Source organism: Mesorhizobium mediterraneum (assembly GCF_002284565.1).
Lineage (GTDB): Bacteria > Pseudomonadota > Alphaproteobacteria > Rhizobiales > Rhizobiaceae > Mesorhizobium > Mesorhizobium mediterraneum.
Window position 1 is genome coordinate 258,823 of sequence record NZ_NPKI01000026.1, and the last position, 14,529, is coordinate 273,351.

A 14,529-nucleotide genomic window follows, 5' to 3' on the forward strand; every position below is an offset into this window, starting at 1 on the left:
GGTCGGAGAAACAGCTTTGTTACCGGCCACCCCGGGAACAAATCGTCAGCCTATCAATTGACGCAGAGAAGCTGCTTGGAGCAGATGAATGGGCATTTTTTCCGATCTCGACAAAAAGCTGACGGACAATCTTTACGCGCACGGTAACGACCTCATCGATCCTGCTGCGGATCTTCCCGAGAAGATCGAGGAGCGGGTCGAACTCTTGATGCCGTTCGTTCAGCCCGAGGCTCGTGAGTTGGTCCGGTCGCAAATCCTTGGCCTCATTCACGAGTACAGGAATGAGGATCCAGCGCCCTCGAACTAGGCGAGGATCGCGTTAATTGCGAACCTAGCAGGTCCTGTTCGGAATGGAGTACCGTCGTCATCCGTCTTGGTCTATTGCATGGGGCGCAGGCTGTGTTCCGTCGCTGGTCCGGCCGGTCTGGTCGACCCATAGCCAAACGATGAAGAGTACCGCCACTACGATCACGCCCAAGGCGATAAGACGAGGCATGGGCATTTTCCTTTCCGTACCGAGCAGCCGGTCAAGATTTCGGCTTGCCGTTAGCTCCGGGAATTGGCGTCGCCCGTGCAGGATCGGAGCCGGCTCCAACGGTCGGGTCGGGAACGACCGGACCACGTTCTGCTTCGGAACCCTCTGCCTCGATCTCTTGCACGGCCTGATCCCAATGCTCGCGCTCCCGCCCTTGCGGCCGGCCTTCACGCTCCCAGATTTCATGGGCTCGCCGCCTGATACGCTCTTCCCTGTCCACGATAGACCTCCTGGTGCTGTCCTAATCCCGCTATCGATGGTTTGTTCCGCGCTCTCGGACAGTAGAATGAACAATATGCCTCCAGCACCCGAGATCGGAATCCCATGAGAGTCCTTGTTGTTGGCGCCACCGGCCTGATCGGCGCTTCGGTCTGCGCCCGCATCGTTTCCGAAGGACATGAGGTGGTCGGCGTCGTCCGTACCCCTCGGGCAAATGAGGCCCGCAATTGCCAGACATTGGTGCTGGACGTGGCGACCGCGCTCCGCCCTGAAGATTGGTTGCCGCATCTGGCCGGCATCGATGCCATCGTGAACTGTGCCGGCGTTTTGCAGGACAGCCCTCGCGAAAAAACGGGGCAAGTTCATCGCGATGCGGCGGCGGCTCTTTTTCTCGCCTGCGCGCGGGCCGGCGTTGCCAAGGTGATCCACTTCTCGGCAATGGGTGTGGATCGGGCACAGCCGTCGTCATTCTCGGCGACGAAATATGCCGGCGATCAGGCCCTGATGGCACTTGATCTGGACTGGATAATCCTTCGCCCTTCCGTGGTGCTTGGCCAGCCTGTGTTTGGGGCCAGTGCGTTGTTTCGCGGTCTGGCCTCGCTGCCGGTTCTGCCGTCAATGCCCGATACCGGCCGGCTACAGGTCGTGCAGCTCGAGGATGTGGTCTCGACGGTCCTCTTCTTTCTCAATCCCAGCAGTCGGTCTCGTATGGCGCTGGAACTTGCAGGTCCCCAACAGCTGACCATGGACGAGATTGTCGGCACTTTCCGCCGCTGGCTCGGCTGGGCTCCTGCAGCCAGATTTGTCTTGCCGGGATGGGTTGCGCGGCTTCTATACCGCCTCGGCGATCTTGCCGCGATGCTCGGCTGGCGACCTCCAATGCGCACCAATGCCGCCAGGGAGATCACACGAGGGGCGCTCGGAGATCCCTCGGACTGGATTTCCTTGACCGGCATACAGCCACAGAGCTTGGCGCAATTCCTCGCGCTCAATCCGGCAACAGTGCAGGAAAAATGGTTTGCCGGGCTTTATTTTACCAAGCCTGCGATCTTTGTCGTCCTGCCCTTCTTCTGGATCATGACGGGGATTGTGTCGCTGACCACTGGCTTCGGCAACGGCATCAGCCTCATGCAAAGCACAGGGGCTGGTATGTTGTCGGTGCCAACCGTGGTCGCCGGCGCTCTCGCCGACATCGTCGTCGGCGCACTCATAGCCTGGCGGCCAACGGCGCGAAAAGGCATCTACGCTGGTATTGCGCTCTCGCTGTTCTATCTGATCGTGGGCACTTTCCTGCGCCCGGACCTGTGGAACGAACCGCTTGGGCCATTCCTGAAGGTCTTGCCGATCATCGTCCTTCATTTTGTTGCCCTGGCGATCCTGGAGGAGCGCTGATGCTCTATTTCGTGCTGAAGTACCTGCATGTCATCGGAGCCAGCGTGCTGCTTGGCACCGGCGCCGGCATCGCCTTCTTCATGCTTCTCGCCCACAGGACCGGCAACACCGCAACAATAGCGGCAGTGGCGCGCATTGTGGTGATCGCCGATTTTCTCTTCACGGCGACCGCCGTCGTGGCGCAGCCGATCACCGGCGTCGCGCTCGCCTGGCTGGCGGGTTACTCGCTCTCCGAAGGCTGGATCGTGCTTTCCATCGCGCTCTACATCCTCACCGGTGTGTTCTGGCTGCCGGTGGTATGGATGCAGATGGAGATGGGCAATCTGGCGTCCGAAGCCGCCAAAGCAGGGGACCCGCTGCCGGCCCGGTATATCAGGCTTTTCTGGCTGTGGTTCGCCTTTGGCTTTCCCGCCTTTGCTGCCGTTCTCGGGATTTTCTGGCTGATGATCGCGCGACCGACGATCGAGTGGTAACGCCTTGCCGCGGCACATGTCGCGCAGCTTTCGATTTTCGGCGCTGGAACTTCTTTCCCATGAGTCCGTTCGGCGCGGATGGATCAATCCGTGCGAAAACGCCGACATTCAGCCTCATCCGTGACTGACGCGGATGTTCTCATCGTTGGCGGCGGACCTGCCGGACTGGCGGCCGCGATCTATCTCGGCAGGTTCCGCCATCGGGTCGTCGTGGTGGACGCGAATGAGGCGCGCGCCATGCTGATTGCGGAAAGCCGCAACTGTCCGGGATTTCCGGAAGGCATCAGCGGCGCCGATCTTCTGCACCGGCTTCGTGCGCAGGCCGACAAATACGGAGCGACACTGGTGCAGGGTCAGGTGTCGTCGATCGAGCCGACCGTAGGCGGGTTTGGCGCCGAGACAAACACAGGGCGGATCGTCGCCCGCAAGATATTCCTGGCGACGGGTATCGTCGACCTTGTGCCTGCAATTCCGGGTCTGCGCGAGGCCATCGCCGGAGGCAGCGTACGCCTATGCCCGGTTTGCGACGGCTACGAGGTGATCGATCACCGGATCGCTGTCATCGGAGAGGAGGCGAAGGCACTGCGAGAGGCCATGTTCCTCAAGCAGTATACGCAGCACGTCACAATGCTCGCTCGCTACCTTCCCGATTTTTCCGTCAGCACACGGCGCGTGGCGATGGAAGAACACATTGCCATTTGCGATGCGTTCGAAAGGTTTGTTCCTGCCGACAGCGGCTACGACGCCCTCCTCGAGGATGGCGAGGTGCGCCATTTTGACGTCATCTATCCGGCGATGGGATGCCAAGTGCGTTCCGAACTCGCGCTGGCAATGGGCGTCAAATGCTGCGACGACGGCTACGTCGTCGTCGACAAGCATCAGCGGACCTCGGTCGAGGGGGTGTATGCCATCGGCGACCTCGTCAAGGCCCTGAACCAGATCGCAGTGGCTTTCGGCCAGGCTGCGATAGCCGCGACCGATGCTCACAATGATTTTGCCCTCGGGTACGAATAAAGGGGCACAGATGTATGGTAGGCGGATTATAGGTCGAACGGGATGGCGCCAGCTAGTGTCATGTTGCTGGGTTCCCTAGCCCTTCCACCAGCGTGCTCAATGCCGCATCCAACGGGGCCGATCCCACCTTCTCGGGCACCAGGAGCCCATCGATCGCAAGCATGGTCATGCCGTGGATGAGCCCCCAGCCGGCTGCCGCCTGACCTTCTATAGGCCGCTTGCGAATGCTCCCCGCGGCCTGGCCGCGTCGGAGGATTTCGAGGAGAATATCGAATACCGCCAGCGCCCGCTCATTGAGATGCATTCCCACCGCTTTCCCCTCGTCCGCGCTAAACATCAGGCGGTAGAGAGCGGGGTTGTCCGTTCCGAACGCGACGTAGGCACGAGCTATCGGAGCAATTTCGTCGCGCAGGGTTTTGGCCGCCTTTGGCGTCGCAGCCGCTAGGGACGCGCGCAACCGGTCGAACCCAATCATGGCGATCTCCGCAAGCAGCGCCGCCTTATCGGGGAAGTGCTTGTAGGGTGCCGCGTGGCTTACGCCAGCCCGGCGGGCGACTTCCCGCAGCGTGAACTGCCAGCCTTTCTCCTCCCGAAGCATATCCAACGCCGTCTCGATAACCGCACGACGGAGATCACCGTGGTGATAGGGGCGGTTGGGTGCATCCTGCATGGTACCTCAAAGTTTCTTGTGAATACATTGTTGACAGTGGCTACTTAAGGGGCTATGTCGAGGGCGTAAGTTTCTCCTGTCTACATCGGAGTGGACCATGAACGCAATCGCAAAAATTGCCGACGCTGATCGGCTGGGCAGTCTCCTCGCGGCCCAGCGCGCTGCCTTCCTGCATGACGGAGCGCCTTCGCTGGCGCAGCGACGCGCTGATCTGGCCAAGTTCAGGGCCTCGATAATCGGGCACCGCAAAGCGATCGAAGATGCCATCAATACCGATTTCGGGCATCGCTCGAGGCACGAAACGGCGATCATGGAGGTTGCAGCGGTCGCCGAGGGCACGAAGTATCTGATCCGCAATCTCCGCAAATTCATGGCGCCGACCCGCCGCCACGTTGCTCTGCACATGCGGATCGGCAACGCCCGCATCGAATATCAGCCGCTTGGCGTCGTCGGCGTGATGTCGCCGTGGAACTATCCGGTGAACCTCGCGCTGATGCCGGTCGTAACGGCCATCGCCGCCGGAAACCGCGTGATGCTGAAACCTTCGGAGTTTACACCGGTCACCAATTCGCTGCTCGCGAAGATGCTGGCCGAGGTCTTCCCCGAGGACCAGTTCGCGATCGTGACCGGTGATGCGGCCGCGGGGGCGGCATTCTCTGCCTTGCCGTTCGACCATCTCGTCTTCACGGGCAGCACCGCGGTGGGGCGGTCGGTGATGAAGGCCGCTAGCGAGAACCTTGTACCGGTCACCCTTGAACTGGGCGGCAAATCACCGGTCATCGTCGCCAAAGGTCACTCCCTTGACCAGGCGGCGGCGTCCATTGCTTTCGGTAAGCTGCTCAACGCCGGTCAAACGTGCATCGCCCCCGATTACGCACTCGTCCACGAAAACGACGTCGACTCGTTTGTCGGGGCGTATGATCGGAAAGTGGCGTCCTTCTATGCGGACGGGCCGAGGAGTGAACACTATACTTCCATCATCAACGAGCGGCATTATGCCCGGCTCCAGGGCCTGATCGACGATGCCCGTTCCAAAGGAGCGCGGATCATCGAGGTCGGCAATCGGCCCGGTGAGGCGTCTATGCGCGCCAACACACTGCCGCCAACCGTCGTCCTCGGCGTCACAGAAGACATGCGCATCGCTCATGAGGAGATCTTCGGCCCGATCCTGCCGATTTTTCCCTACCGCGAGGTTGAAGAAGCGATCGCCTATGTGAACGCCCGGCCCCGGCCGCTCGCGCTCTACTACTTCGGCGCCGATGACGAAGACCGACGCAAGGTGCTGAGCCGAACGATCTCCGGCAACGTCACTATCAACGGGACGATCATGCACATCGCCCAGGATGACTTGCCCTTCGGCGGCGTCGGGGCCAGCGGCATGGGCGCTTACCACGGCGTCGAGGGTTTCCGTACCCTCAGCCATGCCAAGGGGATCTATGAGCAGGGTCGCTGGAACCTCTCCAACCTGCTCCACGCCCCGTTCAGACAGCCGATCGATACCATCCTCAACGTGATGCTCCGGTGATCGGCATGCCGTCATCAAATCCAGCTCAGGAGCATCAGCACATGACCACTGACACGTCGTTGCCGCTACGCGGCTCCTGCGAATGCGGCGCCTGCTCGTTCGAGGTGCATACTGCGCCAAAGGGCAGATTCCGGTGCCACTGTCTGATCTGCCAGGCGTTCAACGGCAAACCGTTCGCGGATGTGGTCGCCGTTCGTGGCAAGGATGTCGTGCTGAAAAACGCCGGCAACATCTCATTCAAGAAATACCGCCCGCCGCCGAACTTCAATCGCGGGGTCTGCCGGACCTGCGGCAAGCGGGTTGTGGAGGTTGCCGGCTTCGGGCCGTTCAAAGTGATGTTCATCCCGGCCAGCAATTTCGAGCCCGAGGCCCGGCTGCCGCCGGTTCGGATCGACATATTCTATCATCGTCGCGTGCTGGACATGCCCGATAGCGTGCCCAAATACAGCGGCTATCTCGCCAGCGAGTTGGCGGTCGGGAAAATGATTATGAGTGGCGTGTGAAGCGCCGAGTCGATTTATTTGAGTGCCATCCATGTGATGGCCTCGGCGCTGTTCGAGGGCCGATAAGCTCTGGAAACGTGCCTCGTTAGCGCAGCATGGCCGCTATCACAAAGACCGCGGCCGCTACGAGAACGACTGCGGCAATCACCAACAGTGGCCAGCTCCTGCGAGGCTGAAGATCAGGCTTGCTTTCTACCGGCCGCATTGCGTCGGCGAAGCTGGCTTCATTCGTGAACTCTGGCTGTCGACGAGAACGAGCCTCGGCGCCAGGATTTGGCACATCTGCCGCTTCGGCGTCGGTCTCTTCAGGTGCGGCGGCAGGGTCGAACCCCGGGGTTTTATCCTGCGTCGCCCCGGCCTGGATATCGCCTCTCGCCTTAGCAGGCGTCTGATCTGGTTGTGCGGCCATCACGGGTCTCCCTGGCAACCAAACTTCGATCTGCCTCAGCGGTTCCAGTCTGCGCCCGATTTGTTGAACTCACACCTGATTTGCTGAACACATTTGGCGGTGATCCTGGCCTCTCCGGAACGGAGGACGCTTTTGACAGTTGTGTTGGATCATTGCCTGGTGAGTTGGCCATGCCGTCTGCCCTCGAGCAACTGGCTCAATCCGTGAAAGAGCGACGAGCGATCTTGTTCGTTGGGGCGGGAGTATCGATGAGCGTCGGCCTGCCATCCTGGGAGAAGCTCATCGAACATATGGTGGATGAACTCGGCCTCGACCGCGACACGGTCGACACGCCTGAATCCAGCTACCAGGCGCTTGCCGAATATTACCGGCTAAAGCATGGCAGTCTCGGCCGCTTGCGCAGCTGGATGGATCGCGAATGGAGCGTCTCGCGGGACAAAGTGAAGGGTTCGGCGATCCACAAGCTGATCGTGGCGCTCGATTTCCCGATCATCTACACCACCAATTATGATCGGAATCTTGAGGTGGCGTTCGAAATCCACGACCGCCCGTTCGTAAAAGTGGCCAATGCCAAGGACGTCGCCAAGGCGAGCGACGAGGTGACCCAGATCATCAAATACCACGGCGATTTCGACGACGACGCATCGCTGGTTCTGGCGGAGTCCGAGTATTTCGAGCGGCTGTCGTTCGATTCCCCGCTGGATGTAAAATTTCGCGCTGACGCGCTGGGGCGCACTATCCTGTTCATCGGTTACAGCATGTCGGATATGAACATCCGTCTGTTGCTGTATCGGCTCTGGGAAACCTGGCGCCGGTCTGGTTATGAGAAGAGCCGTCCGAAATCGTTCGTCTTCATGCCGCAACCGAGCGTCGTCCAGGAAGCGGTCCTCGGACGCTGGGGCATCGACATGCTGACCGAGGAGGCCGATCGGCCGGAGGATGCCCTGGTGGCATTCCTGAGCAAGCTCAAGGACGGGATAGACCAGATTTAGCGTATGCGCGGGCAATTCTGAGAGGCGATGTGATGCACCGCGCTTGAAGCCGAATGGTTGACGGCAAGTTCGGAATGCTCACTCTATTCGGCCCGGCCGGGAACATTGTCGATCGCTGCGGCGTTCATAGCCGGGAAGGGACGCTGTTTGCGGAGGCCTATGATGGGCCACTTCGATATGATCGATCTCGTTTCCGTCATCGACGCCTGCATGACCGGCCGCGCCGCAGGGCGACTGGTGTCGATGGCCAAAGCCGTGGAAGAGTTGCGGGTGCTGACCGGTGATTTCATCTCGCCGGACGAAACCGTGGCCAATGCCCTGTCGCCGGTGGCGCTGGAGCGCGGCTGCGCGGTCCTGTTCGACGAGCAGCCGGGCGCCGACATCCTGCACACGCCATGGCAAGAGGCCTGACTGGCGAGACGCCTGAGCGTTGCCGCGCCAGCGGGCGCGGCATCCGTTTGACGGCACGGTGCCGCGCGCGTCGCATATGGCGTCCGTCTGGAGCGCTAGCGGCGGTTGGAACCGGACCGTCGCAGGAATGTTTAACCGCCATGCATGAGGCAATCGGAGAGACGCTATGACTGAAAACGAGACCCGTTATGAACATGGCGCAACCAAGTACCCGGCCAAGAAAGATGCGGACGCGTCGGATCAATTCTCCCAGGAGGCGGCCGGCAACAAGAAACCTGCCGGCGGGATGGGCCTGACACGGTCAAGGGACGAGGTGGAGGACAAAACCCATCAGTCCGAAGGGAAAAATCCGCCCGGACAGTCCACCCCCAGTGCCTCGACAGAAAAGACGTCCGGCGCCGGGCCATCGATCGCCGAGCGTTCCAAGGATGCCAAGGCTCCGAAGAGCGGCCGCCAGCCAGGCGCCTACGTCAAGGACTGACCGGCCAGGGAACCTGCAGTCAGCCCATCATCGTCTTCAGCGGCTCCTGAGCGAGGTTCGCCTCGATCTCCTTGCGGCCCGGCGTTTGCCGCAGCGCTGTGCGCATGTTCTTGCGATATTCGTCCGGCATGCGCGGCGGTAGCATAGGTTCATACGCGTCGACGACCGCCTCTATGATCACCGGACCTTCCGCGGCAAAGGCGGCGTCAAGAACCCCATCGACGTCCTCAGGCCGGGTGACGCTGTAGCCGATGCCTCCCATAGCTTCGGCGGCCATGGCGAAGTCGATTGGCTGGAGCTCGCAGGCAAATTGCGGGTTGCCGAGGAACATCATTTGCTCCCAGGCGATCTGGTTGAGCATGTTGTTCTTGATCACCAGAAGCTTGAGCGGAATCTTGTAACGCACGGCGGTGGAAAATTCGCCAAGCTGCATCGCCAGTCCGCCATCGCCCACCACCGCGAAAACCGGCCGGCCCGGGAAGGCAATCCCGCCGGCAATCGCATATGGCAGCCCGCAGGCCATCGATGCCAGCGAGCCGGAGACGGCGAAATCCTGTCCAGCCTTGATATCGATATGACGGGCGGCAAGTTCTGTATTCTGACCGGAATCGGTAGCGAGGATGGCGTTGGCCGGCATTCGGTCGCCGAATGCCCTGACGACGCGCTGCGGCTTGAGCGGCACGTCGTCCCTGCTTTCCGCCTCGGCCATCATCTTGCGCCAGCGCTGTAAGTTCTGCTGCGCGCTTTCGAGAAAGGATCTGTCCTGCTTTGGCTTCAGCCTTTCGTTGAGCAATTGCAGCGTGATGGCCGCATCACCGACGAGACCGGCCTCGACGGGATGGCGAAGGCCGATGCGCTGCGCATTGCGGTCGATCTGCACGCCACGTGCCTTGCCAGGCTTGGGGTAGTATTCGATGTAGGGGAAGGTCGAGCCGACTATCAGCAGCGCCTCGCATTGCTCCATGATCTCCTGCGAGGTCAGCGAGCCCAATATTCCTATTCCGCCCATGACGTGCGGGTGATCGTCCGGCAGGACGGCTTTGCCGAGCAAAGCCTTGGCAACGGGTGCGGCAAGGAGTTCCGCCGTCCTCTCGAGCTCGGCCTTTGCATTGAGCGCGCCGCGCCCGGCGAGTATCGCCACCTTTGAGGCCGTGTTGAGGATGTCCGCTGCAAGAGCGAGCTGGGCTTCGTCGGGTCGCTTGTCCCCTTCGAACCACCGTTCGGGCGTATGTTTTGGAAGGTTGCGGAGCGAGCGCTTTGCCGACGTCTGCTCCTGCACGTCGCTGGCTATCGAAAGATGGGAAACGCCGCGTCCCGCAAGCGCGGAACGACAGGCGAGGCCGGCAACGTTTTCCATATGCGCTGCGTCGGTCACCTGAGTGTTGAAGATGGCGACGTCGTTGAAAACGCGGGTGAGATCGACATCCTGCTGCGTGAACGTCTCGATCAGGTCGTGGAATTGCATGCCGGTTATGGCAAGGACGGGCGCCTGGTCGAGCTTTGCATCGTAGAGACCGGTGAGCAGGTGCGTGCCTCCTGGCCCAGAGGTGGCGAGGCAGACACCGAGCTTGCCGGTCCACTTGGCATAGGCTGTCGCCATGAAAGCCGCGGATTCCTCGTGCCGCACCTGTACGAAGCGGATCTTGTCCTGCCTTGTGCGCAGCGCCTCCATAATGCCGTTTATGCCGTCCCCCGGCAGGCCGAAGATCACGCGCACGTCCCAGGCGATCAATGTGTCGACAAGGATCTCGGCAGTGTTGGGCATGGTTGCCTCCTGTGTTTGGTATGCTTTTGTCCTGGGCCTGCGGCTTTACGCTCTCGCTGCGGCGTCGGGCGTCAGACGTGGATATTGGCGATCAGTGCCGAACGACGGAGATGTCTTGTTGTTCCACCGGAACGACAGCCGTTGCGAGCCGGGCAGCTGAAGCGGATCGGAAGTTGCCCGGCGAGACCAAGTCGCGCCGTCAACGGCTACTCGCAGACTGTGAGGGATGGCGCCGAAACAAAAAACCCGCCTCGGCGGCGGGTCGCTGGCGCAAATCAGCACCATGGCCAAATTACTAGCATAACTGCCGTCACAAAGCAACGAACCGCGAGCTCGCAACGCAGGCAATCGCTTCGGTTTTGGCCCGTTCCTCATCTTATCCTTGGCCGAATCTTATCCTTGGCCGAGTGCACGTTCTCTGCTTGCGCCTGTCGAGCGTCGTCCGCAGCGAACATCGTGCCATTTCACAGAACCCAGGAACGGTTATGGCGCCTTCTCGGTTGTGAGGGAAAGGAGATGGTCCATGTTTGAGAACAGCATGTGGTTGCTCGTCGTTGCAGGCGGGCCCCTGATACTGGCAATCCTGCTCGCCTACGCACTCGTCACGCGACGCCGCCGCGGTCCCGCAGAACGTAGGGAGAGCAAGCAGGCGACCGAGCGCTTGTACCGCGAGGAGGAAGACTGACGGACCATGGCAGGTGCGGATAAGCAACTGGAGCCGATATGCAATGGACAGTTTTATTTGACCGCCATTTCGGAACGATCCCGCCACCCTGCCATTATCGCCATAAGGACAGGCTCGGATTATGGCGGCCTCCGATTGGTCCGCTTCGGCAAAGACCGTGGCGCCTGTAATCACCAGGAAAGCGACGATTGCCGCCAGCGATCTGGGCATCAAAACGAACGCAAGGCACTTTGGAGGAACCAATGGCTGGACGCAGAACCCATGAGCAGCAATTGCGCATCATCGAAAAGCGGGAGAACACGAAGGGCGCCGACAAGGATTTCGACGCAGAGGCGGATCTGAAGCGATCGCCAGAAGAACGTGAAGCGTTGCGCAAGGGATCGGAAATCAGGCCCGACACACCCGATCTTGTCGATCCTGACGACCGCAACATCCTTCGCGGAAGAAATCAGGAGAGCGTTCATCACAAGAACCGCCCCGACGACTGAGTCCCGAGGACTGACCCCCGACGGCTGGCCACTGCGTCGTCTCACACGAATTGGAGAAAGCCCATGGCAAAAGGTAGCAAGAAGCACATCGGAGTGGGTTCGCAGGGGAAGGGTTCTGGTACAGGTGCCATGACCACGACCCCCAAGGATAAGATCGAGGAAAACCAAGTCCTGTCCAACCGGGACAAGGCCCAGCACACAAAGGAACGCGGTCTGGATTCCAAGCAGGTCGCGACTGAGCAGCGCCAGGATCACGCTGCCAATCGTTTGCGGGACTGACGGCTGATCCGCCGTGTGGCGCGGTCGTCTGCCCTCCAGGGGAGGGCACGGTAACCGTGCGGTTCAGGCCCATTAGCCACTGAAAAGCGGCTCTAGCGGATGGCGAGATTTGGCCATTTTGAGTTCGCGCAGCATCTCTGAATGGCGCTCGTCCTCCTTCTCGACGTCGAGCTCGACATTGTATGCCTTTTCCGGATCGGTTCGCGCGCCGACAAGTATGAATTCGGCGCCCTGCACGTCGAGCAGCGTTATGTCCTCGCGAGCGAATCTGCGGCCGCGGAATTCCCGCTGAAGCCTGTCTGGATAGTCCGGCTCCTGAGCCTGTCCCAATCCAAAACCGGGAGGGCTGGGCTTTTCGGGATTCTTCACCGAAAGCGCGAAGCTTGCCTGCGGTGCGATCTTGAAGGCGCGTTGCACCTCGGATGGTCGCTCTGGAAGCTCGAGTGCGTAGCTGAGATGCAATTGTCCATTGAGCAGCGCGACAAGATAACGGCCTTCGCCCGCCGGGCGTGCTGCGGGCAGGCGCTGGCGGCCGCGCGTCTTGGTGTCATACCTCTCTTCGCGAAGGTCTTTTTCCAACGCGGCGGCGGAACCTGCAATCGCGCCGACGAAACCCCAGTTACGCTCGTGCTCATGCGCATCCGGCAGCCGCTTGCGCCCGACAACGAGAAGCCGCGCCTTCGTCGCGTGCTCCGGCCGCAGCACGACGAAGAAGCGCTGCACGTCGGAAAGACTTTCTGGATCGGTTTGGCCCACCCTGGGCCGGTAGAGAAAGAAAATATCGCCGCGCTCGACGATCTCCATCTGTTGTCGGTCCTTGCTGGCCATGGCGTGCTCCTTCGGCTGGTGGCGATGAGCTAGGGCTGGCGTCGCAGAAATGCGGCTAAACAAACGGTTAGAGCGGGATGCCCGGTCCAGCTAAGGCATCCCGCTCTAACCGGCTGATCGCATCGACGATTTCCTCTCGAACTGCTCTGCCTGCTGCAGCAGCCGGACCACCTCCACGTCCGTGGTCTGCGCGAAATCCTCATAGTACTGGCTCACGGCGCCGAACGGCTCGGGCGTGGCGAGACAGACCACTTCGTCGACATCGGCATTTATCAGATCCAGCGTGTCCTGGGGTGCTACCGGAACGGCCAAGACAACATGCGCGGCGCGATCCTTCCTTAGCGCCTTGAGCGCCACTCGGACCGTTCCTCCGGTCGCTATGCCGTCATCGACAACGATGACTGTCCGGCCCAGCACCGAAGCCGCGGGCCTGCTGCCGAGATAGAGCTTTCTGCGGCGCTCGATTTCAAGCAGTTGCCGTTGTTTCTCCGCCTCGACGTATTCGTCTGACGGCTGGATCAGAGCCATCGCCTCCTCGTTGAGGACGAGCTGCGGATTCTCCCCGTCGACGACCGCGCCGATGCCATATTCGGAATGGCCCGGCGCGCCGATCTTGCGCACAAGCAGCACGTCGAGCCGGGCACGGAGTGCCTTCGCCACTTCGAAGCCAACCGGCACTCCGCCGCGCGGCAGCGCCAGCACCAGCGGATCGCTTGCCGCAAACCCGGTCAAAGCGGCGGCAAGCTGGCGCCCCGCATCCGTTCGATCCCTGAATTTTGGCGCGTCGAAGATCATTGTCTTCACCTTTCCAAGGACGGGACCTGGGATCAGTGCAGAGCTCGTGTCTAGATGTTCGCGGTCTGCTGCGTCTTGTCGAAAACATCCGGGCCGGTTGCACTCATCATCCTCGCCCAAAATTCACCTTGCTGGCGAAACGGCGATCGGAGGCAATTGTTTCGTCTCACCTTGGTAAAAATTGCCGCGGCCGTCGTGAAGCCGCGTCTATCGGGCCCTTTGCATCTGCGGGATTTCGGCAACTTGTCGAAATCGGCCATTCTCCACCACATGGAGCGCCGTGACGGCGGCCAGGTTGTCGCCTTTTTTGTCCCACTGCACGGGATCGCCATACGCAATGCCTTTGAAGCGTAGCTTTCGCATCGCAGTCAGAACGTCGCGCCGGCTCGGATTTCCTTTGGATTCAGCGATCGCGTTTTTGATTGCGGCGATCAGCACGCGGGCTGAATCGTAGGAATTCACGGCATAGTTGCCGATCGGTCCAAACCGCGCCGCATAGCGCGCGGCGAAATCGCTTGAACCAGCGACCCTACCCACTTCGGGCGTGGCGGACAGCACGAGAACGCCTTCACCCAATGTCGCCGTTTCGCCCGCAGGCTCAAGGAAATTCACCGCGTCCCAACAGCCGTCACCGCTCGCAAAAAGCTGATGGAGACCCGCGCGCCGCATCGCTCGCAGAATGAAAGCACCCTCGAAACTCCCGCCGTAGAACAACAGATCGAAATCGGCCCGCAGGGATGCGACCAGCGGGTCAAAATCGCGACTGCCTTCGCGAACCGTTCGCCGCTCGGCGATGCGGCCTCCGAGCGACAGAAATGCCCGCGAAAAAGCGATGCCCATGCTGTGGCCGTACATGGTTTCGGTTTCGGCCAGGACGGCGCGGCGCTTGCCCAAGACGTCGTAGAGATGACGGGCAATGGCTGCTCCGGTCTGGTCGTCCCGGTTGGTGAAGCGAAAGACATTCGGAAGAGAGCGCTCGGTGAGCGCCGTGTCGGAAGCGATCGGCGTGATCATCGGGAGGGTCGTGGGCGGCATAGATCTCCGCCGCAGCGATAGTGACATTGC

General features: G+C 60.9%; 19 protein-coding genes. 12 read left to right on the plus strand and 7 right to left on the minus strand.

The genetic code is table 11. The features are described 5' to 3' along the window. The first annotated feature begins 88 nt into the window (after positions 1–88). On the plus strand, positions 89–307 hold the full coding sequence (locus tag CIT25_RS21140; protein ID WP_095486434.1) for a hypothetical protein: 219 nt from the start codon (positions 89–91) through the stop codon (positions 305–307). A 220-nt stretch (positions 308–527) separates the two neighbouring features. On the opposite strand, the gene CIT25_RS21145 is transcribed toward CIT25_RS21140, so the two are convergent. Next, positions 528–755, minus strand: a complete 228-nt coding sequence (locus CIT25_RS21145; RefSeq protein ID WP_245329926.1) for a DUF2934 domain-containing protein — start codon at positions 753–755, stop codon at positions 528–530. Between the two features lie 104 nt (positions 756–859). Between CIT25_RS21145 and CIT25_RS21150 the strand changes: the two genes are divergently transcribed. From CIT25_RS21150 to CIT25_RS21160, 3 genes are all read left to right on the plus strand, one after another. Then, positions 860–2,146 (plus strand): SDR family oxidoreductase, encoded by a 1,287-nt coding sequence (locus CIT25_RS21150; RefSeq protein ID WP_095486436.1) that lies wholly within the window; start codon positions 860–862, stop codon positions 2,144–2,146. Continuing rightward, positions 2,146–2,619: a DUF2269 family protein gene (locus CIT25_RS21155; protein WP_095486437.1), complete on the plus strand. Its 474-nt coding sequence runs from the start codon at positions 2,146–2,148 to the stop codon at positions 2,617–2,619. Before CIT25_RS21150 ends, CIT25_RS21155 begins: the two co-directional genes overlap by 1 nt. A gap of 120 nt (positions 2,620–2,739) precedes the next feature. Beyond that, positions 2,740–3,633: an NAD(P)/FAD-dependent oxidoreductase gene (locus CIT25_RS21160; RefSeq protein WP_245329927.1), complete on the plus strand. Its 894-nt coding sequence runs from the start codon at positions 2,740–2,742 to the stop codon at positions 3,631–3,633. Positions 3,634–3,691: 58 nt separating this feature from the next. Here the strand turns inward: CIT25_RS21160 and CIT25_RS21165 are convergent, their stop codons facing one another. Beyond that, the gene (locus CIT25_RS21165; RefSeq protein WP_095486439.1) at positions 3,692–4,303 is read right to left on the minus strand and encodes a TetR/AcrR family transcriptional regulator; all 612 of its coding nucleotides are present in this window, start codon (positions 4,301–4,303) and stop codon (positions 3,692–3,694) included. A 97-nt stretch (positions 4,304–4,400) separates the two neighbouring features. On the opposite strand from CIT25_RS21165, the gene CIT25_RS21170 reads away from it, so the two are divergent. Beyond that, on the plus strand, positions 4,401–5,828 hold the full coding sequence (locus CIT25_RS21170) for a coniferyl aldehyde dehydrogenase (RefSeq protein ID WP_095486440.1): 1,428 nt from the start codon (positions 4,401–4,403) through the stop codon (positions 5,826–5,828). Positions 5,829–5,833: 5 nt separating this feature from the next. Next, positions 5,834–6,331 carry a GFA family protein gene (locus CIT25_RS21175; protein ID WP_245329940.1) on the plus strand — a complete coding sequence of 166 codons (498 nt, stop codon included), beginning with the start codon at positions 5,834–5,836 and terminating at the stop codon, positions 6,329–6,331. Between the two features lie 85 nt (positions 6,332–6,416). On the opposite strand, the gene CIT25_RS21180 is transcribed toward CIT25_RS21175, so the two are convergent. After that, complete coding sequence (locus CIT25_RS21180; protein ID WP_095486442.1) at positions 6,417–6,740, minus strand: hypothetical protein; 324 nt, start codon at positions 6,738–6,740, stop codon at positions 6,417–6,419. A gap of 170 nt (positions 6,741–6,910) precedes the next feature. On the opposite strand from CIT25_RS21180, the gene CIT25_RS21185 reads away from it, so the two are divergent. The 3 genes from CIT25_RS21185 (at position 6,911) to CIT25_RS21195 (ending at position 8,624) form a co-directional block, all read left to right on the plus strand. Continuing rightward, a complete protein-coding gene (locus CIT25_RS21185) occupies positions 6,911–7,732 on the plus strand; it encodes an SIR2 family NAD-dependent protein deacylase (protein WP_095486443.1) in 822 nt (273 codons plus the stop codon). Between the two features lie 162 nt (positions 7,733–7,894). Beyond that, positions 7,895–8,143: a hypothetical protein gene (locus CIT25_RS21190; RefSeq protein WP_095486616.1), complete on the plus strand. Its 249-nt coding sequence runs from the start codon at positions 7,895–7,897 to the stop codon at positions 8,141–8,143. Between the two features lie 166 nt (positions 8,144–8,309). After that, a complete protein-coding gene (locus CIT25_RS21195) occupies positions 8,310–8,624 on the plus strand; it encodes a hypothetical protein (RefSeq protein ID WP_095486444.1) in 315 nt (104 codons plus the stop codon). A 19-nt stretch (positions 8,625–8,643) separates the two neighbouring features. On the opposite strand, the gene CIT25_RS21200 is transcribed toward CIT25_RS21195, so the two are convergent. After that, on the minus strand, positions 8,644–10,389 hold the full coding sequence (locus CIT25_RS21200) for a thiamine pyrophosphate-dependent enzyme (RefSeq protein ID WP_095486445.1): 1,746 nt from the start codon (positions 10,387–10,389) through the stop codon (positions 8,644–8,646). 523 nt (positions 10,390–10,912) lie between these two features. Here CIT25_RS21200 and CIT25_RS36910 point away from each other — a divergent pair. From CIT25_RS36910 to CIT25_RS21215, 3 genes are all read left to right on the plus strand, one after another. Further along, the gene (locus CIT25_RS36910) at positions 10,913–11,074 is read left to right on the plus strand and encodes a hypothetical protein (protein ID WP_095486446.1); all 162 of its coding nucleotides are present in this window, start codon (positions 10,913–10,915) and stop codon (positions 11,072–11,074) included. A gap of 242 nt (positions 11,075–11,316) precedes the next feature. Continuing rightward, on the plus strand, positions 11,317–11,562 hold the full coding sequence (locus tag CIT25_RS21210; protein WP_095486447.1) for a hypothetical protein: 246 nt from the start codon (positions 11,317–11,319) through the stop codon (positions 11,560–11,562). 63 nt (positions 11,563–11,625) lie between these two features. Beyond that, positions 11,626–11,841, plus strand: a complete 216-nt coding sequence (locus CIT25_RS21215; protein ID WP_095486448.1) for a hypothetical protein — start codon at positions 11,626–11,628, stop codon at positions 11,839–11,841. 72 nt (positions 11,842–11,913) lie between these two features. Here CIT25_RS21215 and CIT25_RS21220 read toward each other — a convergent pair whose 3' ends face one another. The 3 genes from CIT25_RS21220 to CIT25_RS37600 all read right to left on the minus strand — a co-directional run bounded on the left by CIT25_RS21220 (position 11,914) and on the right by CIT25_RS37600 (position 14,526). After that, positions 11,914–12,669: a hypothetical protein gene (locus CIT25_RS21220; protein WP_095486449.1), complete on the minus strand. Its 756-nt coding sequence runs from the start codon at positions 12,667–12,669 to the stop codon at positions 11,914–11,916. A 105-nt stretch (positions 12,670–12,774) separates the two neighbouring features. Next, a complete protein-coding gene (locus tag CIT25_RS21225; RefSeq protein WP_095486450.1) occupies positions 12,775–13,464 on the minus strand; it encodes a phosphoribosyltransferase in 690 nt (229 codons plus the stop codon). A gap of 207 nt (positions 13,465–13,671) precedes the next feature. Beyond that, positions 13,672–14,526, minus strand: a complete 855-nt coding sequence (locus CIT25_RS37600; protein ID WP_095486451.1) for a branched-chain amino acid ABC transporter substrate-binding protein — start codon at positions 14,524–14,526, stop codon at positions 13,672–13,674. Positions 14,527–14,529: the final 3 nt, after the last annotated feature.